Source organism: Paenibacillus sp. DS2015, from assembly GCF_050433705.1.
Classification (GTDB): domain Bacteria; phylum Bacillota; class Bacilli; order Paenibacillales; family Paenibacillaceae; genus Paenibacillus_AQ.
In genome coordinates this window covers 190208-215005 of record NZ_JBNPWS010000001.1, presented here as the reverse complement: position 1 = coordinate 215005, position 24798 = coordinate 190208, and the positions used below count along the sequence as shown (strand labels likewise).

Annotated in this window: 23 protein-coding genes, 1 tRNA gene and 1 pseudogene; 19 read left to right on the top strand and 6 right to left on the bottom strand. The window is 42.3% G+C overall.

The annotated features are described in order from the left end of the window. Positions 1–738, top strand: a complete 738-nt coding sequence (locus J2T13_RS01180) for an exonuclease domain-containing protein (RefSeq protein WP_429367541.1) — start codon at positions 1–3, stop codon at positions 736–738. Here J2T13_RS01180 and J2T13_RS01175 read toward each other — a convergent pair. Then, a complete protein-coding gene (locus tag J2T13_RS01175; RefSeq protein ID WP_429367539.1) occupies positions 712–1188 on the bottom strand; it encodes a Mov34/MPN/PAD-1 family protein in 477 nt (158 codons plus the stop codon). The two genes, J2T13_RS01180 and J2T13_RS01175, sit on opposite strands and share 27 nt — an antisense overlap. Before the next feature lie 148 nt (positions 1189–1336). On the opposite strand from J2T13_RS01175, the gene J2T13_RS01170 reads away from it, so the two are divergent. Next, positions 1337–1891, top strand: a complete 555-nt coding sequence (locus tag J2T13_RS01170; RefSeq protein ID WP_429367538.1) for a TlpA family protein disulfide reductase — start codon at positions 1337–1339, stop codon at positions 1889–1891. Between the two features lie 200 nt (positions 1892–2091). Here J2T13_RS01170 and cimA read toward each other — a convergent pair whose 3' ends face one another. Continuing rightward, positions 2092–3714 carry a citramalate synthase gene (cimA, locus tag J2T13_RS01165; RefSeq protein ID WP_429367536.1) on the bottom strand — a complete coding sequence of 541 codons (1623 nt, stop codon included), beginning with the start codon at positions 3712–3714 and terminating at the stop codon, positions 2092–2094. Between the two features lie 227 nt (positions 3715–3941). Between cimA and J2T13_RS01160 the strand changes: the two genes are divergently transcribed. The 3 genes from J2T13_RS01160 to J2T13_RS01150 all read left to right on the top strand — a co-directional run bounded on the left by J2T13_RS01160 (position 3942) and on the right by J2T13_RS01150 (position 7242). After that, complete coding sequence (locus J2T13_RS01160) at positions 3942–5231, top strand: DNA polymerase IV (protein WP_429367534.1); 1290 nt, start codon at positions 3942–3944, stop codon at positions 5229–5231. Positions 5232–5361: 130 nt separating this feature from the next. Beyond that, complete coding sequence (locus J2T13_RS01155; protein WP_429367532.1) at positions 5362–5604, top strand: ferredoxin; 243 nt, start codon at positions 5362–5364, stop codon at positions 5602–5604. A 222-nt stretch (positions 5605–5826) separates the two neighbouring features. After that, on the top strand, positions 5827–7242 hold the full coding sequence (locus J2T13_RS01150; protein WP_429367530.1) for a L,D-transpeptidase: 1416 nt from the start codon (positions 5827–5829) through the stop codon (positions 7240–7242). On the opposite strand, the gene J2T13_RS01145 is transcribed toward J2T13_RS01150, so the two are convergent. Further along, positions 7239–7397 (bottom strand): hypothetical protein, encoded by a 159-nt coding sequence (locus J2T13_RS01145; protein ID WP_429367801.1) that lies wholly within the window; start codon positions 7395–7397, stop codon positions 7239–7241. The genes J2T13_RS01150 and J2T13_RS01145 overlap by 4 nt on opposite strands. 162 nt (positions 7398–7559) lie before the next feature. Here J2T13_RS01145 and J2T13_RS01140 point away from each other — a divergent pair, with 162 nt between their 5' ends. The 6 genes from J2T13_RS01140 to J2T13_RS01115 all read left to right on the top strand — a co-directional run bounded on the left by J2T13_RS01140 (position 7560) and on the right by J2T13_RS01115 (position 13238). Next, positions 7560–8654 carry a quinone-dependent dihydroorotate dehydrogenase gene (locus J2T13_RS01140; RefSeq protein ID WP_429367528.1) on the top strand — a complete coding sequence of 365 codons (1095 nt, stop codon included), beginning with the start codon at positions 7560–7562 and terminating at the stop codon, positions 8652–8654. Between the two features lie 34 nt (positions 8655–8688). Continuing rightward, the gene (locus tag J2T13_RS01135) at positions 8689–9501 is read left to right on the top strand and encodes a GTP pyrophosphokinase (protein ID WP_429367787.1); all 813 of its coding nucleotides are present in this window, start codon (positions 8689–8691) and stop codon (positions 9499–9501) included. After that, positions 9491–9961: a DUF309 domain-containing protein gene (locus J2T13_RS01130; protein WP_429367526.1), complete on the top strand. Its 471-nt coding sequence runs from the start codon at positions 9491–9493 to the stop codon at positions 9959–9961. Before J2T13_RS01135 ends, J2T13_RS01130 begins: the two co-directional genes overlap by 11 nt. 158 nt (positions 9962–10119) lie before the next feature. Next, complete coding sequence (locus J2T13_RS01125) at positions 10120–11655, top strand: RsmB/NOP family class I SAM-dependent RNA methyltransferase (protein ID WP_429367524.1); 1536 nt, start codon at positions 10120–10122, stop codon at positions 11653–11655. Then, positions 11652–12404: a pseudouridine synthase gene (locus tag J2T13_RS01120; RefSeq protein WP_429367522.1), complete on the top strand. Its 753-nt coding sequence runs from the start codon at positions 11652–11654 to the stop codon at positions 12402–12404. The genes J2T13_RS01125 and J2T13_RS01120 overlap by 4 nt, the downstream gene beginning before the upstream one ends. A gap of 33 nt (positions 12405–12437) precedes the next feature. Next, positions 12438–13238 carry a Cof-type HAD-IIB family hydrolase gene (locus J2T13_RS01115; RefSeq protein WP_429367785.1) on the top strand — a complete coding sequence of 267 codons (801 nt, stop codon included), beginning with the start codon at positions 12438–12440 and terminating at the stop codon, positions 13236–13238. A gap of 204 nt (positions 13239–13442) precedes the next feature. On the opposite strand, the gene J2T13_RS01110 is transcribed toward J2T13_RS01115, so the two are convergent. After that, a complete protein-coding gene (locus J2T13_RS01110) occupies positions 13443–14495 on the bottom strand; it encodes a GGDEF domain-containing protein (protein WP_429367520.1) in 1053 nt (350 codons plus the stop codon). Between the two features lie 202 nt (positions 14496–14697). Here J2T13_RS01110 and J2T13_RS01105 point away from each other — a divergent pair, with 202 nt between their 5' ends. Genes J2T13_RS01105 through J2T13_RS01095 form a run of 3 tightly spaced genes read left to right on the top strand, consistent with a single transcriptional unit; the run spans position 14698 to position 20338 of the window. Beyond that, on the top strand, positions 14698–15837 hold the full coding sequence (locus tag J2T13_RS01105; RefSeq protein ID WP_429367518.1) for a glycosyltransferase family 4 protein: 1140 nt from the start codon (positions 14698–14700) through the stop codon (positions 15835–15837). Further along, positions 15837–17141, top strand: coding sequence for a metallophosphoesterase family protein (locus tag J2T13_RS01100; RefSeq protein ID WP_429367516.1), 1305 nt, complete (start codon positions 15837–15839; stop codon positions 17139–17141). The genes J2T13_RS01105 and J2T13_RS01100 overlap by 1 nt, the downstream gene beginning before the upstream one ends. Then, positions 17138–20338, top strand: coding sequence for an AAA family ATPase (locus tag J2T13_RS01095; protein WP_429367514.1), 3201 nt, complete (start codon positions 17138–17140; stop codon positions 20336–20338). The genes J2T13_RS01100 and J2T13_RS01095 overlap by 4 nt, the downstream gene beginning before the upstream one ends. On the opposite strand, the gene J2T13_RS01090 is transcribed toward J2T13_RS01095, so the two are convergent. Beyond that, positions 20313–21341: a YkvI family membrane protein gene (locus J2T13_RS01090; protein ID WP_429367512.1), complete on the bottom strand. Its 1029-nt coding sequence runs from the start codon at positions 21339–21341 to the stop codon at positions 20313–20315. The genes J2T13_RS01095 and J2T13_RS01090 overlap by 26 nt on opposite strands. A gap of 149 nt (positions 21342–21490) precedes the next feature. Here J2T13_RS01090 and J2T13_RS01085 point away from each other — a divergent pair, with 149 nt between their 5' ends. From J2T13_RS01085 to J2T13_RS01070, 4 genes and pseudogenes are all read left to right on the top strand, one after another. Then, positions 21491–22063: a xanthine phosphoribosyltransferase gene (locus tag J2T13_RS01085; protein WP_429367510.1), complete on the top strand. Its 573-nt coding sequence runs from the start codon at positions 21491–21493 to the stop codon at positions 22061–22063. A 96-nt stretch (positions 22064–22159) separates the two neighbouring features. Further along, positions 22160–22489, top strand: a complete 330-nt coding sequence (locus J2T13_RS01080) for a hypothetical protein (RefSeq protein WP_429367508.1) — start codon at positions 22160–22162, stop codon at positions 22487–22489. Between the two features lie 182 nt (positions 22490–22671). After that, entirely contained in the window at positions 22672–22887 is a 216-nt protein-coding gene (locus J2T13_RS01075) for a hypothetical protein (protein ID WP_429367506.1), read from the top strand. A gap of 13 nt (positions 22888–22900) precedes the next feature. Further along, a pseudogene (locus J2T13_RS01070) lies at positions 22901–23074 on the top strand (carboxymuconolactone decarboxylase family protein); the annotation flags it as partial. 57 nt (positions 23075–23131) lie between these two features. On the opposite strand, the gene J2T13_RS01065 reads toward J2T13_RS01070, so the two are convergent. Then, positions 23132–23215 (bottom strand) — tRNA-Leu (locus J2T13_RS01065). 337 nt (positions 23216–23552) lie between these two features. Between J2T13_RS01065 and J2T13_RS01060 the strand changes: the two genes are divergently transcribed. Further along, positions 23553–24257, top strand: coding sequence for a BRO family protein (locus tag J2T13_RS01060; protein WP_429367504.1), 705 nt, complete (start codon positions 23553–23555; stop codon positions 24255–24257). Positions 24258–24798: the final 541 nt, after the last annotated feature.

Sequence of the window (24798 nt, the reverse complement as noted above, 5' to 3'; positions counted from 1 at the left end):
ATGAAAGAACCGGTGCGGGGTAATAATGGATTCTGGAGCACGCTTAGGCAGGGAGGAATGCCGTCTGCATTAGCTTCTGTCATGGGATCCCCTACCGCGCAGCATATGGCTTTTATTCGTTCACTAATGAGAGAACAGCGACGTCCTGAAGTTCTTCATGTTCCGTTAGATGAATTAGAGATGGTAGTGTTTGATTTGGAAACAACAGGATTCGCTCATCAACATGGTGACGAGATTCTATCTTTTGGGGCGGTAAGAATGGTCGGCAGGCACATTGTTGAAGATGAACAGTACTACTCCCTTGTGAATTGTAAAAGGCCAGTTCCAGAGATGATTACTGAACTTACGGGCATCACACAGGTTATGACTAATTCTGCTCCAGCACTAATGGAGGGTCTGCATGATTTCATGTCATTTGTTGGGGGACGAGTGCTAATTGCTCATGCTAGTACTCACGATAAGGCATTCCTGAATGCAGCACTTTGGAAGACGTCTAAGGTTAACTTGGGGCATCGAGTGATTGATACGATGATGATTGCTCGTTGGCTGGAACCAGATCGCAGTGGCTTTAGTCTTGATGAGTTATTGATGGATCGTGACATTCCTATTAGAGGACGACACCATGCACTTGAGGATGCAAAGATGACAGCGAACCTGTGGCAATCATATCTCCACGATATTTCGTTACGGCAAGTACAAACATTGGGTGATTTATATGCCTATCTGAGCAATTGTTAAGGGCGCCTGATGCAGATAGTAACGTGAAGTGCCAGTATCCATATTTCTTACGATATGATAGGCGTGAATAATTAGGGTAGAGGTTATCGGTTCTGGCGTGCAGATGAGATACGTTTTTAACATTCCAGCATACAAGTGAAGGCGATCTAGATCTTCAGTAGAAGGTGTTGGGTTAGACTTAGGGTGAGAGTGGACGATTCCAATCAATTGTTTCGTATTTAGAGCATGAGGCACCCATTCGGCTGGATTAAGCAGGAAGGAATGCAGCGGGTCAGGCGCTACGTTGCGGATTGGGATGAATTGCTCAATTTGTATGCCGCCCGCTGTAGTGGTGCCGAGCAACACCCCGCAGATTTCTTGTGGCAGATGGAGAAATGTATGCTCTGTAAGCTTCTCAGCTGGGAGCGAATTTAATACAATTTCACTATGTTGTCCTGAAAGATCTGCCATTTGTATTCCCCCCTCTCTCTTCTTTGGCTCCTGCATTCATGCAGGGGTCCTTTTTTATATTATAGAAATTCTAAAGTTGTTTGTAAGTTACTTGAAAAAGGGGGTACAATAATAAATAAAATCTTCTAAGTAAAGGACTAAATTGAATATGAAGCGTAACCTATATATATGGCTAGGTGCATTAATTCTGGTAGGTGTAGCGATTTACCAAGTTTCAGGTACAGGTGGGGTTCAAACTGTATTCCAGCAAAGTCAGGCACTACCTACAGAGATAGGAGCAGAAGCCGGTAAGTTAGCGCCGCCATTCTCATTGGCTGGACTGGATGGAAATACCTATGAAGCAGGTGGTGAACAAGAGAAAGCTATTCTGTTGAACTTTTGGGCCTCATGGTGTGATCCATGTAAAGAGGAGGCACCTGAGCTAAAGAATATAGCGGATGAGTACAAAGAAGACTTAATTATATATGGTGTTAATGTTACCAAATATGATAATAAAAAGAACGCCAATAAATTCGTAGAGAAATATCAACTTAACTTTCCGGTCATGCTTGATTTAAAAGGTACGGTATATGATCAATATAAAGGAATGGTGTTCCCTACGAATGTGCTGATCGACAAACACGGTGTCATTCAGGAAGTTATTCTAGGCACGGTAACTGCAAAGGAATTAGAGAAGAAAGTGAAACGGCTAATTAAATCTTAATTCGACACAAGACGTTGATATCCATTAATGACATCGACGTTTTGCTGATAGCTACCGATGAATTGATTAGCCATGGGAGTCGAATTGAAGGTGATAGATCACGATGTCATGAAAAACAGGCTGCAATAACAATCCGCAGCCTGTCTCGTTATTTTGATCACTGGTAGTAACTTTAGTCGATATCGTAACTCGACATTCATTTAATGATTGACAAGACCATGTTGTCCCTCGGTATTGTTGGGAGTCTTCTCACTCTGCCCATACTGACCTAAGAGTGCATATCGCATACTGTCTACTAACGCTTCCCAGCTGGCTTCAATGACGTTCCCTGATACACCAACAGTATTCCATGTACTATCTAAATTCTTAGATTCAATAAGAACACGCACTTTAGCTGCTGTTGCTTCTTGCTCATCTAGGACGCGGACCTTGTAGTCAGATAGATGCATTTCTTGGAGCACTGGAAAGGATTGAACAAGAGCTTTCCGTAGAGCATTATCGAGTGCATTGACGGGTCCATTTCCTTCTGCAGCTGTGTATACGCTTTGGCCGTCAATTTTTAATTTCACAAATGCTTCAGAAACTACAGGCTTGCCTGCGCTTTTTTCAACGAGCATTTTGAAGGATTCGAAACTGAATAGCTCGGATATTTCTCCATTAGCTTCACGTAGTAAGAGCTCTAAAGAAGCGTCTGCTGCTTCGAATTGGTATCCTTGATGTTCTAGATCTTTTATCTTATCAATGACTTTACGGGATTGTTCGTTCTTGGGGTCGAATTCTAGACCCATTTCCTGTGCCTTGGACAGAATATTACTCTGGCCCGCTAATTCAGATACTAGGACTCGTTGTTTGTTACCCACAAGTTCGGGAACAATATGTTCATAGGTACGAGAATCTCTAAGGATCGCTGATACATGGATACCACCTTTGTGTGCAAAAGCCGCATTACCTACATAAGGTTGGTTGATCGGCATATGCACATTGGCAATTTCACTAACATATCTTGCAGTGTTAGATAGTTGCTTAAGAGAGTCATCTCCTATGCATTCATAGTCCATTTTGAGTTGTAATGTGGGGATAATAGAGCAGAGATTAGCATTACCACAACGTTCACCATAACCATTCATTGTACCTTGGATTTGTCTGGCACCTGCTTGAACAGCGCTTAACGTATTTGCGACAGCAAGTTCACAATCGTTATGGGTGTGAATGCCGAGATTAGCTCCGGGTAACTGTGACTGAAGTGAAGTAATAATACCGTGAACTTCGTGAGGAAGTGTGCCGCCATTAGTATCACACATGACAATCCAGTCTGCTCCCGCAGCTTTAGCTTCTCTAAGAACGGATACAGCATAATCTGAATTCTTCTTGTAGCCATCAAAGAAATGTTCGGCATCAAAGATGACTTCAAGTCCGTGTCTCTTTAGGTAAGCAATCGAATCAAAAATCATAGACAAGTTCTCATCCAATGTGGTTTGCAGTGCAGTATGCACATGAAAATCCCATGACTTTCCAACCAGAGTAGCCGCTTGTGCTCCTGATTCAAGTATGCTTTTTAAAGTACTATCATGTTCTGCTTCTGTGTTCTTACGACGGGTATTTCCAAATGCGGTGATTTTAGCTTGTAGCCCCAGCTTTTGAACTCGTTTAAAAAATTCAATATCTTTGCTGTTGCTTCCTGGGATACCACCTTCAATATAATGTACACCGAGGTCGTCAAGCTTTTGGGCAATTTTTAATTTGTCATCTGCTGATAAGCTGACGCCTTCTCCTTGGGTACCATCACGTAAAGTTGTATCGAAGATGGAAATGGACCTAGACATAGTAGTCCTCCTTTTGGAAGTCTGATAAATTATTTTTCTAATAAGAGGTTGTTCAAAAGTCAATTATTCAGTTGTTTGAATACGACTATAATTTATTATTATAGCACTTTCCCGCAGGAAAGTATCAAGGAGCCAAATATTTTCACGTTAGCCTTTTTCTTGACCTTGAGTAAGGAGGCGGTTATGCTGACGGTAATATTATTATATGAAGTAAGAAGGGATTTAGATTGAGAAACATCGATGAATATTATCCAGCTAGTGGCAGGGTTATACTTCATGTCGATATGAATGCGTTCTACTGCTCCGTTCACGAGGCGGAAGAACCAGATAAATACCGAGGGAAACCGACTGCGGTTGCAGGGAGTATTGAACTTCGTAAAGGAATTATCGTGACGTGTTCCTATGCTGCTAGGAGTAAGGGGATATCTACAGGAATGCGTGTCCAACAAGCCCTGAAGAAATATCCAGATCTGATTCTTATTACGCCTAATTTTGATGCTTATCGTGAATACTCCAATGCTTTTATGAAAATTGCATATGGCTATTCACCTCTCATGGAAGTAACATCAATCGATGAATGTTACTTAGATATTACGGGTTCTAGGCAGTTTGGTACACCGCAAGAGATTGCGAAGAAGATTCAGACACGAATATATGAAGAATTGTCGTTGCCTTGCTCCATCGGTATTGCTCCTAATAAACTTCTAGCGAAGATGGCTTCGGATATGAAGAAGCCCAATGGTATTACCATACTCCGTATTCGTGATGTGCCGAATATCCTTTGGGACAAGCCGTGTGGAGATCTGTTCGGTATTGGGAACAAAACAGCAGAAAAACTGCGGAAACTCAATATTCACACCATTGGTCAACTAGCACAAACAGATGTAGAGCTCTTGACACGAAGTTTCGGTGTAGTAGGGAACTGGATGAAGCAAGCAGCAAATGGTATCGATCACTCTGTGGTGGTGGAGGAACGTGAACAGAGTAAGTCCATAGGGCACACAACGACGCTTCCACATGATATTCATAATAAAGAAGATGTCTATCGTGTACTGCTGAATTTAAGTGATCAGGTCGCACGTAGATTGCGCAAACAGCAACTCGTTGCGGGGGGGATACAAATTACGATTCGAACGCCTGACATGAAGACAATCACAAGATCCCATGTCTTGCACACGTCAACAGATAATACCGTGGATATATATCAGGAATCTTGCCAACTCTATAATGAACATTGGACGCAGGACAGTCCGGTTAGGCTACTCGGAATAACGCTTCAACAGCTTATGCTCAAGGAAGAATCAGCTATCCAATTAGATATTTTTAATTATGAACAGCAGCCTAAGAAAGAATCATTGACCAAGACGATGGATCTCATTCGTAATAAATTTGGAGAGAACGCTATTCTTACCGCAGGGATGCTTGGAGATGACCCATCTACCTTATTAAGAAATCACAAAATAAGAGGAACCTCGCTCCAAATGGACTTTGTACGAGATAAGAAAGAGGAACTTTAAAAAATTCATATATTTTAGGTGATTATGCTGAAAATGATTTGAAAATTATTGATGTTTGTATTAAACTTAGGGTTAATGACGTAAAGTAGATAGAGTAGGAATGAATGGGTACACAGGAGGAAGAGAAACTATGGCTAAATATACATGGGTTGAAAAAGATACATGCATCGCTTGTGGAGCATGTGGAGCAACTGCTCCAGATATTTACGATTATGATGATGAGGGTCTGGCTGAGGTTATCTATGAGAGTGATGGTAATCATGGTGTAACAGATATTCCAGAAGATTTGTTTGATGATCTACAAGATGCTTGTGATGGTTGTCCTACAGATTCAATTAAAGTAGCAGATACACCTTTTAATAAAGAAGGTTAATTTACTTTAACTTCTTAATTTATAGAGGTAAGTCCTCATAATGAAATTTCCGCCAACACATCGCTGGCGGTTTTTTTGTTTGTTTTGTTTTTGTTTTGTTTAGTTCTTTTGAACCATATTCTTTAGAACTATGGATGAAATCTATTACTAGCGAAGGATTTCTTTTTGCTAGGTAATTGCCGATATATAAAGGAGTGAATAATAAATTGTGGGGGGTTCAATGTGAAGAACTCGCAGTACCTAAAAAAATATGTACAACTACATCCAGAGAATAAGATGGGGTGGTATTTATTAGGCAAGGATTATGAAAGTAATGGTGAACAAGGTAAAGCAAATTACTGCTTCAATCAATCCAGTGATGTATATGAAGCATTCGAACATAGTAAAGTACCCGATGATCTCTGGGAGGAGTATCAGACTAGGTTGTTGCAAGTATCACAGAATGGTGAGCAACGGTCACGTAAAATTCGAGCTTTGCTTATGTGTATTGTTATGATATTTCTTATATTTATACCTGCTAAACAAGCACCTGGATCTTTACAAAGTGCGCTACCTTCCGGTCAAGAACAGGTGGAGGAGGTAGTTGTGGGTGAGTCGCTACCGAAGGGAGCAGAGGACAAGCCTTCAGCGTCTGAAGAACCGAAGTCTACACCATCTTTTACTGCACAAGCAGCAGGGTCCTCACAAGAACGCGCACGTACTTTGTCTAACATTCTGAGTCATCCATTGCCAATGAATATGGTTGTGCTAGGAATGAAGCGGCAAGATAAATGGCTCCTGTGGAAACATGATATGCCGGTAGCCTTTACATTGGAGAAGAATGAAGCCAAGGAAGTGACCTATCGGCCTTATGATCCTAAAGAATGTGACTGTAAACCCGCAGATACGTCTTCTCTTCAGGCTGACGCAAGTGTTTGGATTAAGAAACAAGAGGATACTGTTGTACTTTCCAGTGGAATTAAAGCTTTTACTAAAATGTATAAACGTGTACCAAGTGATTTAAATGAATTAACAAAGGTTTTTCCAAACAATTGGATCTCAGGTACAACGGCGATGATGAAGCAGAATTTCGCGAAAATAGCGGAGTCGATCGATTCTAGTGGGGGCAACAAGGGGCGAAATAGCTCAGTGCGTGATGGTGTTAATGGCCAATTGTCTTCGCTATCTGCAGAACGGGGTGACAGTCCATACTTCAATGAACCTCTAAAAATTATCGTGGATAAAGACAATTATCGATTAGCAGTCGTAAGCGGAAATGTCATTCTTCGTAATTATAAGGTGGGACTTGGTGGGGATAAAACGCCAGAGAGTGATTTTGTTATTACGGATAAAGTGATGAATCCTAATGGAAGTGACAGTGGAGAGTTTGGTAGTAGAGGAATGCAATTATCTGCTAGTAATTATGCGATTCATGGTACGGATCATCCAGAGAGTATTGGAAAGGATGAATCGAACGGATGTATACGTATGGCCCGTAAGGATGTAGAGGAGTTATTCGATTTGATTCCTAAAGGGACGAAAGTACATATCAGTAAAGGGGTTCTGCCTGAAGACCTGCTTGTTCCAGCGGAGCGTTATGCAACAAAACATAGACAGAATCAGACCAACCCCCAAAAAACATATCACTGGCTAAATTAATTGGTCAAAATTAATAAAAGAACTACGACCAGAATGAGTAGAAATACACTAACACCGACCCACATAACAGCTTTCTTGTTCACTTCATCTTTCTTTTGTTGAAGTGTTGGTGGTTTGCGTTTGGCTGGCATAACGTTCAACCCTCTCTCTATCATTTTCAATAGCTACCCCTATTGTAATGGGTTTCTCTGTAAATAGCCAGAGATCAGAAGTAACGTAGAACGATAGTTGTATGGGTTTGAATTACTTTCCTTTTGATCTAGAAAAGGCTAAACTATAGGATAGAGAAACTTAAGTGCATCGAGGGGGAGAAGTGCGTGCTGTATCAAAATGTGGCAAAACCTTTACTTTTTAAAATGGATCCAGAAAAGGCACATCATTTAGTATTAGATGGGTTGAAAGTTGCAGGATCTTTGCCAATGGCAACACCGCTCTTGCGTAGTTTATGGGGTGTAGAAGAGACGCCTGATCTTGCTACGGACTTGTTCGATATACATTTTCCAACGCCTATAGGTTTAGCAGCTGGACTGGACAAAAATGCGAGTGCAGTGAAAGGCTTCTCTTCCATTGGATTTGGCTTCATGGAAGTAGGAACCGTGACACCCAAGGGGCAACAAGGAAATGAACAACCACGATTATTTAGACTTCCGCCTGACGAGGCACTAGTGAATCGAATGGGATTCAATAATGAGGGTGCTGAGGCCATGGCTCATAGGTTATCCCTGCTTAAACAAAGACAAATACCTGTAGCTGTTAATATTGGTAAGAACAAGATTACTTCTAATGAGGAAGCACATAAGGATTATCAGGAATGCCTTCGCACATTATATCCATATGGTGATTTCTTTGTGGTAAATATCAGTTCACCGAATACCCCCGACTTGCGTAATCTGCAGTATGGCAATGAACTTGCCTCTCTGTTAAGTCATATTATGGACGAGATGAGAGTGCAAGCTGTCAAACATGGAAATAATAAGCATATATTAGTAAAGATTGCACCGGATGTTAGTGATGTGGAGCTGGAATCCATGGTAGAGGTTCTCAGTTCTAGTGGTGTCTCAGGTATCATAGCGAGTAATACGACAATTACCCGTGAGGGCCTGAAACATGCGAATGCGAAGGAAAGTGGAGGCTTAAGTGGAAGACCACTTACGAAAAGGTCTACCGAAGTCATATCTCGGATTTATCGTCAAAATGGCGGTAAATTACCTATTATAGGATCGGGTGGAATATTTACAGCTCAAGATGCATATGACAAAATTCGAGCAGGCGCAAGTCTGGTTGAAATCTATACAGCGTTTATCTACGAAGGACCAGAAGTGAATCGGAGATTGCACCGTGAGTTGCGACAACTACTTCACAGTGATGGATTCAGTCATATATCAGAGGCAGTTGGAGCTGATCATCACTGAGGGTGAAAGGGCAGGAGGTACGGGAAACATGGGAATAGATAATAGGGATTGGGGCATGTTTTTGTTCCCCTACGAGCAGACTGTAGAAGAACTAAAGGTAAAATTTAAAACGATGCGTACGGAGTTAAAGAAGAGAGAGGAATATGCTCCTATTGAATTTGTAACAGGTCGTGTTAAGAAAATATCCAGTATTCTTGAGAAGGCGAAGCGCCTTAACATTCCCATGGATCAGCTGGAGACGGGGATCGAGGATATAGCAGGAATTCGAATTATGTGCCAATTCGTAGAGGATATAAGACGTGTAGCAGAGTATATTCGACATCGTAAAGATTTGAAGGTGCTATATGAGAAGGACTATATTACGAACTATAAGGAAAGTGGCTATCGAAGTTTCCATATGATTATAGAATATCCTGTTCAGACGGCTCTTGGACAAAAAGTTGTGTTAGCAGAAATCCAAGTTCGTACACTAGCTATGAATTTCTGGGCGACGATAGAGCATTCGCTAAGTTACAAGTATCGCGAGAGCCTACCTGATAACATTCGTAAGCGATTAAAAACAGCAGGAGAAGCGGCATCTGTACTTGATAGTGAAATGTCTAGTATACGTGAAGAAATACTGGAGGCTCAAAAGAAATTTGAGGAAGATTCGAACGTGATGACACAGGTATTGTCATGGATTCACCAGTTATATTTCTATCATTTGGTTAACGAAGCCATTGCATTTCAAGATCGCTTTAATCAAATATGGCAAGATCAGAATATGGATGACATGAAATTGCTTCTCAATGAAGTGAAACAAATGGTCGTTGTGGCCAAAAAGAGTGAGAATACCGATGAAATATGAGGAATTGTACCTTGCATATCTTGTTTACTTCAACCGAGATCAGGACTTCTTCGAATGTCACGAAGTATTAGAAGAATTATGGCTGCAACGAGAGCGTGATCCTCTATACAAAGGGTTGCTACAAGTAGCGGTAGGTTTGTACCATTTTCGCAATAGCAACTTAATTGGTGGAATCAAAATGCTACATAGTGCAGCCGACCAATTAGAACATTATCCACCGGTGACACTTGGGATTGAGCTTGGGGTATTGGTAGAGCAGGTACGCTCCTATGCTAAAAAGTTAGAGGAATTTCAAATATCTCCATTTCCTTACTATGATCTTACGATTATCATTGTTGATCCTGAGCTTCAGCTTGCGGTCAATGCCGCAGCAGAGACAATTAAGCCTAATATACCTCAGCGACGGGGACCTGAACGTAGACGAAATGGAAAAGTACCACATGCAGAGGGCAAGCATTGAATGTTAATGTCTGAATGAGCGTGTGTAAAAGAAGAAGAGGGCTATAAGCTATGGAACAACCCGCTATGAGGTGATAGCGGGTTGTTCCATAGCTGTTACATTGTATAATGAATGAACCATGGGTGTCATAATTACAAAGGAACGGGATGATTTATGATATGGCTCTACAGTTACCTTTAACGTTTAAGGAACGGATGCAATCCATTCTGAAAGACGAGTACGATGACTTTTTACAATCTTATGATCAGACCCCTATTGGGGGAATTCGTGTTAACACTTTGAAAATATCGGTGGTGGACATGCTCAAGTTGACACCTTTTAAACTGCAGTCGATTCCATGGTGTCCGAGTGGTTTTTATACTGAAGCAGGTGCAAGACCTGGATTACATCCCTATTATCATGCAGGGCTCTATTACATTCAGGAACCGAGTGCCATGGCACCGGTAGAGCTTTTAGATGTTCAGCCTGGAGAGTTAGTCTTAGACTTATGTGCTGCACCAGGCGGGAAATCGACACAGATTGCTGCCAAGCTACAAGGACAAGGGGTGCTAGTAAGTAACGATCTGAATTCAGAACGAACCAAGGCACTTGCCAAAAATTTGGAGTTGTACGGTGTGCGTAATGCCATTGTACTCAATGAACATCCTGATCACATTAGAGATAAGTTTCCTCTATTTTTCCATAAGATATTGATCGATGCACCTTGCTCTGGTGAGGGCATGTTCCGTAAGGACGAAGATATGGTCAAGCAGTGGACAGAAGAATCGCCCGAGAAATATGCTGGAATGCAGCGTGATATTCTACGTGCTGCGGCATCTATGTTAAGATCGGGAGGAAGAATTGTATACTCAACATGTACTTTTTCACCTGAGGAGAATGAAGGTATGATAGCCGAGTTCCTAAATGGACATCCTGAATTTCATGTGATTCCAGTGGGGGGGACGACAAAATACTTTGCTACTGGTGAAACAGCTTGGACAAGAGATCAGATGCAAGCTCAACAGTCCATCAGTGATGAAATCTGGGATGAAGTAGAAGGTACAGCTCGATTATGGCCCCACAAGATTCAAGGAGAAGGACATTTCATGGCAGTGCTACAACATGATGGAGAACCTACTGCTGAAGGCCATGCTCTATACGAATCTAAACCTGAGCATGTGGTTGAGCCATCTATCCTTAAGCAGAGTAAGAAGGGTACGAGACAAGATCGAGGAGCACTTAAACGCGGGAGCGAGGCTTCTTCTGAAGCAGAGGTCCTTACAGCCTATCATCAATTCATGAAGGAACACTTATCTGTTGTGCTTGAAGGTTATACCATTGTCTATGGTCAACATATTTATCAATCGTCTTTACCTCATGGAGCTTTAGATAAGTTAAAAGTGATTCGACCGGGTTGGAATATGGGCTTCATGAAGAATGGTAGATTTATACCGGGACATCCTTTAGCTACAGCGCTCCATGCTTCGGAGTGTGTTCGGGTCATTGATTTATCATCTAAGACAGGTGAGGCTGTAAAGTATTTAAAGGGTGAAACACTCGAGATAGGCGAGGAACGTGTGATCTGTACAACAGGAGCTACAACGAAGGGATATGCTCTGATCTGTATAGATGGATATTCCGCAGGCTGGGGGAAATGGCAGAATGGGATACTTAAGAATGAATACCCAGTGGGTTGGAGGTGGACATCCGTATGAGCGGTGGAATCAGAAAGACGCAAAGGCTTGATAAAATACTGGCTCATCTTGGCCGCGGTTCGCGTAGTGATATTCGAAGAATGGCCAAGCAGGGCATCATTACAGTCAATGGAAGTATCACTAAGGATAGTGGATTACACGTCGATCCATATGCAGATTTAATTGAAGTGGATGGCGAGAGAATACAGTATAGACAATTTATTTATCTTATGATGCATAAGCCGCCAGGTGTCATATCGGCAACAGAGGATAAGCGTGAACCTACGGTACTGGATCTACTGAGCATCGATGATGCTGCGTTTGAGCCTTTTCCTGTAGGACGTTTAGATAAAGATACCGAAGGTTTATTGTTACTTACGAATGACGGCAAACTGGCTCATGAGCTATTATCTCCTCGTAAACACGTTCCGAAGATATATGAGGCCATCGTAGCTGGGGATGTAGTTCCCCAAGATATCGAGTTGTTCGCCACGGGAGTTACTCTTGACGACGGTTATGTAGCGCTTCCTGGAGAATTGGTTGTTGTGCGCAAGGAGACACAGGATTCAAATATACTGTCCTATATATCGCTAACCATTCATGAAGGAAAATTTCATCAAGTGAAGCGCATGTTTGAAGCTGTGGGTAAGCAAGTAGTCTACCTCAAGCGTGTTCAGATGGGCGAACTGATGCTAGATCCCGAACTTGAGATTGGGACATACCGTGAATTAACAGATGAGGAACTGTCTTTGTTAGGGAAAAATATATAGATAAATAGGTGACAAGGGATGGATGGAGAGCATATGAATTATAAATTGATTGCATTAGATATAGATGGAACACTTCTAAACGATGATCATGAGATTAGCAAGCAGACGATGGAGACTGTCAAAGAGGTAGCTAGTCGCGGTGCTGAAATAATATTATGTACAGGTCGCGGACCGCAAAATTCGATTCCTTTTATGGAAAATTTGGGTCTAGAGGGTTACGTGATTAGTCATAATGGAGCAGCCACTGCCAAAGTAACGACAAGAGAAATTGTACACCAATTTCCAATGAATCCTATTGGGCTTGATCCTTATATCCATTTTTGTCGGAGTCAAGGTATTCATTTTGACGTAAGCACAGCCTTTGAAATGTATGTTGATAGTGTGGAAGGATTGCCGGTTGAAGTTCGAAGTATGTATGAGAACTACTTAACATTACCACTGAATTTACCTGCATGGGCTGATTTCGAAGCTCCTATTGTGAAGTTTACAATGTTTGGAGAATCTAAGGTGATAGATGACGCTCATAAAGAACTAAGCACCTGGAGCCATGATTTCAATATGCTCCGGAGTGGCGAGTACTTTATTGATCTTATGCACCCAGATTCCTCCAAAGGGAATGCTTTGAAAATGCTGGCTTCTAAACGAGGCATACAACAAGAGGAAATTCTGGCGATCGGTAATTACTTCAACGACATAACGATGCTTACCTATGCTGGCAAAGGAATCGCGATGGAGAATTCACCGCTTGAAGTCAAGGCAGCTGCCGATGAAACAACATTATCTAATAATGATAATGGTGTCCATGCAGCACTTACTAAGTATTGCTTGTCTTAGTGCTTATATTTCCAGCTAGAAGGATTTGATTTTGAGGTTTAAGATTAACATTGATATGGAAAATGGAGTGCGAACTGGCAACAGTCTTCGCACGCCATTTTTTCGTGTTTAATGGTATGTGATACGATGCCAAATCTGGGTCAACAGCGATCGTTAGGATAATCTGTCCGCGTAGCGGTCATCTGTCGTCAGTATAGTTGTTGTTCAAGTACTGATGGAGTCGTCTTTCTTAGACGAAGGGGCATGAAAGGACGACACTTTATTCTTCCCCGTTGTTTTGGAGCGATACATCGCTTGGTCTGCTTGAGTAATGAGTTCATCAGCTGTGATATTCTTACGTAAACTGCTGTGGCCAACACTAATGGTTACAATGGTTTCGCCTTCAACCCGAGCGCGAATACTTTCTGCTACTTGACTGACCTTCGCTCTTTTGTCGACCAAAGCTGCAACAAGTTCTTCCCCACCATATCTACCACTAAGTCCTAACTCAGATACCTCTTCCTCAATAATAGCCGATACCTGCTTCAACACTTCGTCAGCTCTAGCATGTCCTTGGGTATCGTTCAACTTCTTGAAATTATCGATATCACAAAAGATAACAGAAACTTTCACACCTTGCTCTACATAACGATTAACATTCTTCATAAAGAAACGTCGATTATATAGGTTCGTTAATCCATCTGTAATGGATGAACGGTAAATCGATTGCATCTGTTCAATGATCCTCTCAAATAAAATGAGGAAAATCACTGTGTAGTAGATAAGAGGTAGAAATAAATGAGGAATCTGAAGCCATGCAGCGTCATTGTCCATATAACGGATGGTAATATTCGTAATAATCCAGAGTAAATAAATCATGGTTCCTAGGAGATATTTCCCTCGTTGCCGTATGCGAGGATAAATAATGATGAGGCCCATGATAATAATGGCAGATTGGTAAAAATCTAAATATATCATCTGCCAAGATGACGTATCAAAGGGAAGCACTGTTTTTAAAAAGAGTGGAATAATAAGTAGTAATATCATCAACCCAAGAAGCATATGACCTTTAACTCGCATACGACGGTAGAGCTGATAGACGGAGACGTTCAGTAATAGAAAAGAAAAAACTTGTAGCCTAGGTGCCCATAGGTAATAACTCACAGATCCCATATTTTGAAAAAGTGTAAAATGGATGTTCAGTCCTTCGTATGTCATAATAAAGAGAAAAGCTATAATCATATTGAGGTAAGCCTTTTTGCGCTGATTGCTGTACATAATGAGACACATAAAGGTCATGATGAGTACTATGTATAAACTACATGCGGCGGCAATTCCCGACATTGTCATTCCTCGCTCTTCAAAGAGGTTAATTGTAAAATAGTAGGCTAACTTTTCTTGCTTGAAACATATGTTCTAATATATCATAATCTCAAAGATTCGTAAAAAGGAAAGACTTCATAGAAAGAGGGGACTATTCATGAAATTGTTACAAGCACTTTTCTTTCCACCTGAACAACCCGGTGGTGTGTCCTCCATGATCCCTTATATGCAGGAGCGTTTCAGTTCTGATCGTTGGGAGATGGAACTATTCTGGATTCCTAAGCGACTTCGAAATAAGGGGCGCGAGGAGATAGTGTTCGACACGTTTGATTGGACCCTTTATCAAGACAGTCCTATAGTGCAAAAATATGTTCAGACTTATAGAGATTATCTATGGTGGAGTAGAATGCGGATTCAGAAATCCTACGATCTTATTCATGCCCATCATCCGATTGCGGGACTTGCTCTAAAGAAAATATTCCCTGAAACGCCTCTCATTCAAACCATTCACTCCAGTTATGAGCGTGAATTGATTCTAAATGGACTCATTCAGGAGAATGGCCCTGAGCACCAATTTTTAGTGTCTCTTTATCGTGAGTTAGAATTGAAAAGTGAACGTTTGCTCACAGTGTCACAATCTTTTGCTGGCTATTTATCATCTTACGTGAGTGTTCCTGAGGAAATTGGGGTAATCCCGAATGGCTTTGACGAGAAAAGATTTAAGCCAGTTCCGCATGAGAATGAAGTGACACAGCTAGTTACCGTCTGTCGGCTTGTTCCTGCTAAAGGAATTGATATTCTACTTAAAGCCTGTGCTGAACTCAAGGCTCGGGGCCATGATTATGTATTGCATATTATTGGTGACGGTCCATTCCGTACAGAATTAGAAGCGCTAGCGCAGGAGCTGGGGATATACAATGAAACGATATTTTATGGATATACACTGCATCCAGAAGAATTTATGCCGTTTTTTGACATATTTGTGTTGCCTTCAAGAGCGGAGGCGTTTGGTTCGGTGTTTGCAGAAGCGGCACTTAGTTGTTTAGCACTTGTTGGAACCAAGGTTGGTGGGATTCCTGAGCAAATTGTGGATGGTGTTAACGGATTACTCGTTGCTCCAGAAGATTATGTAGCCCTTAGTGAGGCATTAGAAAAGATGATAAATGATCCTTCTTACAGATATGAATTAGCTCGTTCTGCTTTTGAGAAAGCAAAGAGTGAATATTCTTTATCGCATATCGTGAATCAATTCAAAAAAGAATATCTGCATTTTGAAAACGGGAAGAGTGAAGGCTAATGGTCCCCTTTCGGTTCATACATACCGCGGACCTTCATCTTGATAGTCTGTTTACTGGAATGAAGGGATTGTCCGATAGTATCCGCCATCATTTACGAGAATCAACTTTTGGCGGACTGACTCAATTAGTGGAGGTAGCCATTACAGAACAGGTAGATTTTATAGTTGTTAGTGGAGATGTATTTGATGCAGCTGATCGCTCATTACGAGCGCAGTTATCGCTTCAAGCTGCATTTGACCAGTTAGGGAATCAGGGTATCCATATCTATCTAATTCATGGAAATCATGATCCATTAGATGGTCTAAGGCTTCATAGTAAACATGGTGATCATGTGCACGTATTCGGTCCTGAAGTAGAACATTTCATAGCCAAAAGGCGTAGCGATCAACAAGAAGTAGCTGTAGTGAGTGGGATATCCTATCCAACGTCTAAAGTGACAGAGAATACAGCTTTACGCTTTATTAGGGACAAGGAATCTTCCTTGTTCCATATTGCGATTCATCATGCTAATCTGGATGGCGATCCGGAACATGAGACCTACTCACCCTGTACTCGTCATGAATTGAGCGCATTAGGATACGATTACTGGGCTCTTGGGCATATTCATCAAAGGGCGATTATTCAGGAGTCTCCACATATCGTGTACCCAGGAAATATTCAAGGAAGAAGTATTAAGGAGATTGGAGCTAAGGGTTGTTATGTGGTGGAAGTGAAGGATGATTCTTCTCTGAACATGACTTTTCATGAATTAGATCGTGTTCGCTGGTTTCGAGAAGAAATAGCGATTGATGGAATCGAGAGTGAGGATGCTTGGAGGATTAAGGTGGAGGAGCGCATAGAGCTAATTAGGACGCTTAGACCACAACACATGAGCATCGTACGATTCACGATCACAGGTAGAGGTCAAATTCACCGTGCTCTTGAACATGGATACCTAGCCGATGAGCTTGAGGAAGAACTGAGGCGCAAGGAGACCACAAGAGCAGAGCATAAGCAATTCGGAGGTCTGGTCTGGATTGAGGGCTTTTCTTTACAATCTGGTATAGAGATTAATTATGATGTGCTTATGCAGGAAGATAGTTTTCTTGGTGAAATGTTACGTCTGGTCGACGAAGCTGTACAGGTGGATTCTGCTGAAGATATTCTTCATAAGGCGCTGACTCCACTCATGGGAAATAGGGAGATACGCAGAATATTAAATGACAGTACGGAGCAGGAAAGGCTGGATTGGTTGCATCGTGCGGGTGAACTTGGTGCAGTCTTATTACTTGACAAGGCTTCTGATGGAGGCAGTAAATCATGAGAATTGAACGACTTCAGATTCATGGGTTCGGACGTATGAAGGAACAGGATCTAACGACTTATGCACCGATCACCGTATTATTTGGACCTAATGAAGCGGGTAAGAGTACAATACTTCAATTCGTTCGTGCCATGTTATTCGGTATTCCGAGTCGATCCTATCCAACAGAAAGATATGAACCTCTCTCAGGTGGTGTTCACGGCGGTGTATTGACAGCAAGCGATGGAGATCACTGTAAATGGACGATCTCTAGGTTTACGACACCTGTAGATGGAGGGGGGACGCAGGCGAACAGAGGCGAGAAGGTATCCATCACGAGAACGGATCCAGATGGGTCCGTACAGCAGCTAACACAACAGGATATGGAGCGTATGCTTCTTGGCGGTATGTCCCGGGAAATGTTCACGCAATTGTTCGCCATATCGTTAACTGAATTGCAGGAGATTCGTACGCTACAATCGGAAGAAATGAGCAGTTATTTATTCCATGCAGGCATTGGTGGTGGCAGTGAGATTGTCAGAGCAGAACGAAAGCTAATGCAGGATATGGAGAAGTTATATAAGCCTAAGGGTCGTGTGCAAGAGAGTGCTAAAGTGCTGCAATCTATGGAGAAACTTGAGAAACAGATCGCGGAGAGTCGTTCTGCACTTCAACAATATAATGAGAATGCTATAGCGCTAGAACAAATAGAAGAGCGAATAGTAGCTCAGGAGCTTGTTCGTCATCAACCCATTAACCAGCTTCAGTTACTGAGGAAAGCGGAGGGAATCCGTCCCATGTGGATAGATTGGACCGAAGCAGAGGCGGAACGATCTAAACTTCCTAGGGTTGTTTCCTTTCCTGAAGAAGGCATATATCGTTGGCAATCTCTTAGTACAGAACACGATGCACTAAAGGTGAGTCAACTTCAATTAACAAGAGTTCGTGAAGAACTGATAGAGAAGTTAATGGGTTTACAGGGTAATAATCAGCTTGAGGAACAAGGATTAGATATTGAACGGCTTAGTAGTAGGGTAGAATCTTATGAGGCTAAGTCAAGAGAGCTCCATGAGACAAAGGCTGAGGCTAAGGCTTTGGATGAACGTGTAACGTACCTTATACGTCAAATGAATCCAAAGTGGACTAGTGTTGAGTTGGAGAGCTTCTCTGGCGCAATTGGTGAACGTGAGAGCGTACGCCGGTATGCGACTGGATTTGCAGGCTATGATCGTAGAATGGAGAGCTTAGGGCTCGAACTACAGCAAGTACAGAGACGGCGTGATGTGGCAGATGCTGAATATCGCAATGCTCGAAATGCCTATAAAGAACAGATGGACATTGGACGAAGCCAATTTACGATGATGATTAAATACAATAGACATGAAGTTACTGGACGTTGGAATGAGTTACAGACTGAAGTGGAACGTTGGCGTGAGAATCATCTATTACAGCTTGTCTCACAAGGACACGAAGAGAGTGAAATAACTGTCCAGCTTCGGATACAGCAACTATTCACGCAGTTACTATGGGGAAGTGGCGTATTAACGGTGTTGGTACCTATCATCTTATGGATGGATGGATCGACTGTAGGAGCTATGACTGTTGCAGCGTTACTGCTCGTGGTTGATATATTTTTCATGGTGAAAAGATTAACCAAGAAGAAGGGAAGTCCACGTTCTGGGCGTACTGGGAAATATATTTCTACCTCCGGTACAACAGCCGAGGAGCAGCGTATTGTTAAACTGATGCAGGAACTTGTAACCCAACCTTGGAGTGCTGCCTCCACTGATGCATCTGTGAAACAATCCTTTAACGCAAGAGAATTGGAAATTGGTATACGTGAATTGCGCCAAGTGATGGAGATGTGGCAATTATGGCATCGAAAGATGGACGAGCTATTGGGAGAACAGAAGATATGTCATGAACGGGTAGAAAGTCTATCTCTCGAACTGACTAGAGTGGAAGAGCGGATGTCGAAAGAAGAACAAATATTTGAACAACTCCAATTGCAGTGGGAGAGTTGGCTACGGGATAGATCTTTAGCAGAGCATTTATCTCCTGAGGCTGTTCTAGATATGTTTGGATTGGCTGAGCGCGGGATGGAATTATTAAGTCAGTTAGACAAGGTACGAAGGAAAGAAGCCCAATTAGAGCAGGATTGTCTTGAGTTTGAGACGGATTGTACCCGATTGCTACCAGAGGGCGCCGACCATTTAACCTTATCCCCTATTGCATGGGTAGAACTGAAGAAACAAGAGTGGCTTGAACAGCAGGAAATGATGCGTGGACGTGATAAATTACAGTCCAAGTTAGAGCCGATAGAAGAACAATGTGCTCAGGTAGTTGATGAACTACATCGAGTGTCTTCTCTTATGATGAATTTGCTTAAGATAAGTGAAAGTGACAACGGTGAGGATTATCTACGACGAGGGGCAATTCATCAGCGAATGGATGAGTTGACACGCAGTATGCTTCAATGGGAGATTGTTATGTTTAGTGGGATGGATGATGAACGTCGAGCGGAGGTTATCACCTTACTGAAATCCATGGACAGTGTACAATTGGAGCAGGCTTGTCGACATGGTGAGGCACTGGTGAATGAGGCGGAATCCTCGTGGAATGAACTACAGCAGAGACGCGGGAGACTTCTTCAGGAACGTGATCGATTGGAGCAACTATGCTTACATGACACCATTCTACAACAATTAGAAGAACAGAAAACCACGTTAAAGAACATTACTATTGAATATGCCGTTATGTCCATCTGTTCCGAGCTCATCTTAAGAACTCGCCATATCTATGAAGAAGAGAAACAGCCACAGGTACTGAAGCTTGCATCGACATATTTTGAACGGTTAACGGGTGGGAAATATACACGAATCGTAATGAAAATGGGTGAAAAGGAGCTCCTTGCGGAGCATCGAGATGCGGGCCTAATCGATAGTGGTAAATTGAGTCGTGGTACAGCCGAGCAGATGTATTTGGCCATGCGCTTCGCTTTGACTAGTACGATGGACTCTAAGACAACTGTACCCATTCTGTTTGATGATATTTTTGTCAATTTTGACGAGGAGAGAATGATTGCAGCTCTGTCTATACTTCAAGAAATATCTGCTTCTAGGCAAATTATGATGATGACTTGTCATCGCTATGTACTGGAACATATTCATAGAATTCTACCTGCAGCTCAGATTATCTCTTTATCATCATCAACTTAATGGACCATATAAGGCCGAGAACACCAAAGAGTGGATACAAGATGGATAGTAGATAGCTAAATCCTAATTGGCTCAGTAGAAAACAGATAAGCATGATCGCGACGCAAATGAGTTTGGGTGAAACAGACAAACGTTGCTGCAACTGTAATGTGATGCCGTAAATGTCAGCCACAAAAGTTGTGAATATTTCAAGGAATATGAGCAGTACATAGATTAACTGCACAACTTTTCCTAGTTGAAATGCAATGCTTCCCATTGGAATCTCGTACTGCATGATCCCAGGCATATGAGCCGACATGGCAAAGTGAGCAGCCATCAACATAAACCCAACGCCAAGGCCACCTAAGACGCCTCCCCATTTAATCACACTTATGCTCTCTGTATGGCTTCCAAGTGGGACAAGTATAGCTTGGGCCATAATGAGGTTGAAAGCAGTGTACAACAGAGGGGCCATCCAAGTCATGGCTAAACTATGATCGGAATTTAAAGTTATGAATTGATCCGCATTTGGCATATTCATCGTGCTAAAGACAATAAGTAGAGACAAACTGAGCATCATGGGGACGACAAGGCTATTCATTTGTAGAATAGCATTGATGCCGCGGCTGAACAGTAAATAAGTACCAACGAGTGTTAGGATGAGACCAGTCTGATAGTGCATATTTAAATGTTGTACGAATACTGAGCCGGCACCAGCAAGCATAATGCTATTCACGCCAAGGAGGAGGACAAGCATAATTAAGCTAATATATTCTCCTGGTTTGTCGCCAAATAAATGTTTGTTAAGATCCTCGTAAGATTTGGCGCGGATTCGGCGTGAAATGATCATCATCTTGGTTCCCAGCCATATGAAAATAAAGGTGGAGAGTATGATGGTTAGTGTAGCCCACTTCCCATATCGGGTGAAAAATTGCAGAATTTCCTGGCCAGTTGCAAATCCTGCACCAACGATGGTTCCTATGTAAGTAAAGGCAATTTGCATTACCCGAACGGTGTTCTTCATACTTTTCCTCCTTGATACTAATGCTTCACATTAGTACAAGGTATGTTCAATAAGGGTGGGACATGACTATAACATGTCCAGAGTACTTGATGAATAGGCTTTATTTATGGTACTTTAACGTCAAAGGATTGGCTTGGGAGGTCAAATAAATGGAAATATTAAAACAAAGAATTATAGAAGAAGGCGTAGTGGTATCCGATCAAGTGTTGAAGTTGGATGGCTTATTAAATCATCAAGTGGATCCACAATTAACGATGACAATGGGTAAAGAATTTGCATCGTTGTTCGCTGAGTCAGGCGTGACTCGTGTAGTTACCGTTGAATCATCAGGCATTGCAGTTGCCTTTGCTACAGCTTTTGCGATGGGGGTGCCATTAGTGTTTGCACGACGCAAAAAGACGCTTCTCGCAGACCCTGATGCCCTCTGTGAACGTGTTCCGTCTTTTACAAAAGGAATTGTGACGGATATTATGTTATCACGCCAATTTATGAATAGTGAAGATCGCGTGCTGTTCATTGATGATATCATTGCTAACGGTGACGCAGCTCGTGGACTGATCAAAATTATTGAGCGTTCTGGGGCAGAATTAGTGGGTGTTGGTATTGTAGTGGAGAAATGTTTTCAAGCGGGAGCGCGTACCATTCGTGAACAAGGAATCAGACTGGAATCCCTTGTACGAATAGAATCTTTAGAGAATGGCACGATAACTTTTGCGGATTAATGTGTAGTGTGGGTCATGCCCATTTTTGGATATTGACTTTCCAGCTTCATATTTTTAGCTTATAATAAAAGTAAGAAAGAGAGAGGAGGCAACACAATGGAGAGAGAACCGGTAACAGAACAATTCTTCATCGATAAGTTGGCCGCAGCTAAGGATCATTTTGAACGTGCCTTAGATTGTAAACATACCGAATTTGATGATTTATATCCCTATATGCTTGAGCACCCTCAGTTTTTCTGGTATAAGCGTTATGTAGCATGGTCTGAATTATTGACCATTGTGGGATTATGTGAAGAACTCGCCTTCTCATGGAAAGAGATGTTTACATCTCAACAAGTGGAGTACTTAAATAGTCGAGTAATGTCTGCTACTGTGCTTGATTTCTGGTTCGAAACAAATGATAGTAAAGAACATGCACAGCGGTAAAACTTGAAATATATGATCGCTATTTTTCTAATATTAGAACATGAAGAGTCGACCTAAATGTACCTGTTTAGGTCTTTTTTAAATGAAAGAAAGTACGAGTTCTAGCTATACGTTCGGATCTAATTCATGATCAGTGTGCTTGCTGAAAATATAATTTTACAGAAGGAGGATCCATTCTAGAGATGATAACAGATGAACAATTGGATGCTTACCGTGTTAATGGAGACAAGCTTAGAGTGGTCCGCGATGGGTTAGAGAGTAATGATGTGAAGGGGATTGTCGTAGCATGGAACAGTGAACAGGTCATGATTCGTCGACAGAACCGTAAAGTGGTAAAGTTAGATCGAAGTTATTCTTATCAGGTATTTTCGGAGCCAAGGGTTAGTCCTGTAGAATAGAGATAGATCATTGTTGGGAATAATATTCACCAACAATGAATTGTGTACACTCTATCATGTACAGGAGGCCTGTTCTAAAGGTGCTACTGATGCAGAGATTATGGAAACGGTCGCGGTAGCCGGTGCTGTTGGAGCAGGTCACGCATTCTCGCAAGGTGTTACAAGAGTTCAGAAGGCATTACATTAGCTTATTAAAGAAGACGCCCCAGATTATGATCTGGGGCGTCTTCTTTAATAAATAGGATGCGGTCGAGAGGACTCGAACCTCCACGGGGGTTAACCCACACGGACCTGAACCGTGCGCGTCTGCCAATTCCGCCACGACCGCATATTTAGTACGTTATTTTTCGCTTTTCCTATACGTAATATCCGGAATCATTCGCAAGGATTTTTCGTTGCGCATACGGAAGGCTTACGAAAGGACTCCGTAAGTTATTCACGTCTTGTGCGTCGAAATATATCCGTGCGTCCCTAATCTACGCAAGGTTTATAATATCACGTAGGTGATTGCGTAGTCAATGTAGTACGTAAACCATGCGCTCATCTCTCCGGAGGTGGGCGCTTTTTGCGTTGTGTGAAATAAATTTACGCGAGAACGCCCCAACGCCCGAAGTCAATCCGAATAATACAGTAGCAAGAAAAAACTACTAAGGGAGCGATGCTCGGTGGAACAGTTAACGAAGGTGTTTGCGTATGGAACTACGGAGGTAAGAACGGTAATGATCGAGGGGCAACCGTGGTTTGTTGCGAAGGACATTTGCGAGGTGCTTGAAGTAGCAAACCCCACGGATGCGCTTAAGCGGTTGGATGACGATGAACGGGCTAGATTCAATCTAGGTCGTCAGGGCGAGGCAAACGTAGTTAACGAAACTGGACTATACTCGCTAATCCTCGGAAGCCGTAAAACCGAAGCCCGCTCATTCAAACGTTGGATTACGCACGACGTCATCCCATCAATCCGCCAAAACGGAATGTACGCAACCGACACGCTACTCGACAATCCGGACTTCCTAATCGAGACGGTAACGCGACTCCGTGACGAACGCAACGCTAGGATCGCCGCAGAGACGCAGTTATCCGTACAGGCTCCGAAAGTAGCCGCCTATGACACGTTCATTGACACAGAGGGAACGCAGTCTATGGCAGAGGTATCCAAGGCGCTAGGGATCGGACGCAACAAGCTATATGCAAGACTACGCGATGAGGATATGCTAACGCAGGAAAATCTTCCGTATCAGCGCTATATCGACGGTGGCTACTTCGAAGTTGTTGAGTCTGTGAAGCGTATAGTCGGTAGGTTAACCGCTATTCCCGTAACGCGTGTTACACCGAAAGGGATCGCGTACTTACAGCGTAGGCTCTCGGCGTAAATAATCGTTTGCACTATTTTACCTTACGAAAAGTTAGCGTAACATCAACGAAGCCGCAACGTAATCAAAACGAAGCGCATCCGCATCCTCACCGTATCCAATTTTCGCTCCCTTACGAATCACCGTAAAATTACCGTCGATTTACCGCGTTTCATAACGGAGGGTAACAAATGTACCCATCAACGTAGAAAATCGCTAAATCGACGTAAATTTACGGAAGAAAACTAGGAGGCGGAGGATTACGGAAGGTGCGGACGGCGGATCGGAGGAATTGGCGGCGAGTTGTAGTCGTATATCTTCTCTTTTATCTTTAAGTACACGCGAATCCTTAAATGTTTAACTATCACGTAACGGATTTCACTATATCCGGTGCGTAGATGTATTAAGAACGATAGTGATTAATACATCAAGGTCTTAGTTCTTAAGGTCTTATAGTACTTAAGGTCTTAAGTACTTAAAAGATTAAAGAAAATAACACAAGTTGCCGCCAATGTCAACACTTAATTTTATCGCGCCATCACTAATCACTGTTATCCGCGTC

Coding starts and splice junctions, on each gene's coding strand:
- cimA (WP_429367536.1), bottom strand. CDS start 3,714: ATGTCTAGGTCCATTTCCATCTTCGATACAACTTTACGTGATGGTACC.
- J2T13_RS01125 (WP_429367524.1), top strand. CDS start 10,120: ATGGCTCTACAGTTACCTTTAACGTTTAAGGAACGGATGCAATCCATT.
- J2T13_RS01100 (WP_429367516.1), top strand. CDS start 15,837: ATGGTCCCCTTTCGGTTCATACATACCGCGGACCTTCATCTTGATAGT.
- J2T13_RS01120 (WP_429367522.1), top strand. CDS start 11,652: ATGAGCGGTGGAATCAGAAAGACGCAAAGGCTTGATAAAATACTGGCT.
- J2T13_RS01105 (WP_429367518.1), top strand. CDS start 14,698: ATGAAATTGTTACAAGCACTTTTCTTTCCACCTGAACAACCCGGTGGT.
- J2T13_RS01115 (WP_429367785.1), top strand. CDS start 12,438: ATGAATTATAAATTGATTGCATTAGATATAGATGGAACACTTCTAAAC.
- J2T13_RS01175 (WP_429367539.1), bottom strand. CDS start 1,188: ATGGCAGATCTTTCAGGACAACATAGTGAAATTGTATTAAATTCGCTC.
- J2T13_RS01090 (WP_429367512.1), bottom strand. CDS start 21,341: ATGAAGAACACCGTTCGGGTAATGCAAATTGCCTTTACTTACATAGGA.
- J2T13_RS01145 (WP_429367801.1), bottom strand. CDS start 7,397: ATGATAGAGAGAGGGTTGAACGTTATGCCAGCCAAACGCAAACCACCA.
- J2T13_RS01095 (WP_429367514.1), top strand. CDS start 17,138: ATGAGAATTGAACGACTTCAGATTCATGGGTTCGGACGTATGAAGGAA.
- J2T13_RS01110 (WP_429367520.1), bottom strand. CDS start 14,495: ATGTACAGCAATCAGCGCAAAAAGGCTTACCTCAATATGATTATAGCT.
- J2T13_RS01170 (WP_429367538.1), top strand. CDS start 1,337: ATGAAGCGTAACCTATATATATGGCTAGGTGCATTAATTCTGGTAGGT.
- J2T13_RS01075 (WP_429367506.1), top strand. CDS start 22,672: ATGATAACAGATGAACAATTGGATGCTTACCGTGTTAATGGAGACAAG.
- J2T13_RS01130 (WP_429367526.1), top strand. CDS start 9,491: ATGAAATATGAGGAATTGTACCTTGCATATCTTGTTTACTTCAACCGA.
- J2T13_RS01085 (WP_429367510.1), top strand. CDS start 21,491: ATGGAAATATTAAAACAAAGAATTATAGAAGAAGGCGTAGTGGTATCC.
- J2T13_RS01080 (WP_429367508.1), top strand. CDS start 22,160: ATGGAGAGAGAACCGGTAACAGAACAATTCTTCATCGATAAGTTGGCC.
- J2T13_RS01155 (WP_429367532.1), top strand. CDS start 5,362: ATGGCTAAATATACATGGGTTGAAAAAGATACATGCATCGCTTGTGGA.
- J2T13_RS01180 (WP_429367541.1), top strand. CDS start 1: ATGAAAGAACCGGTGCGGGGTAATAATGGATTCTGGAGCACGCTTAGG.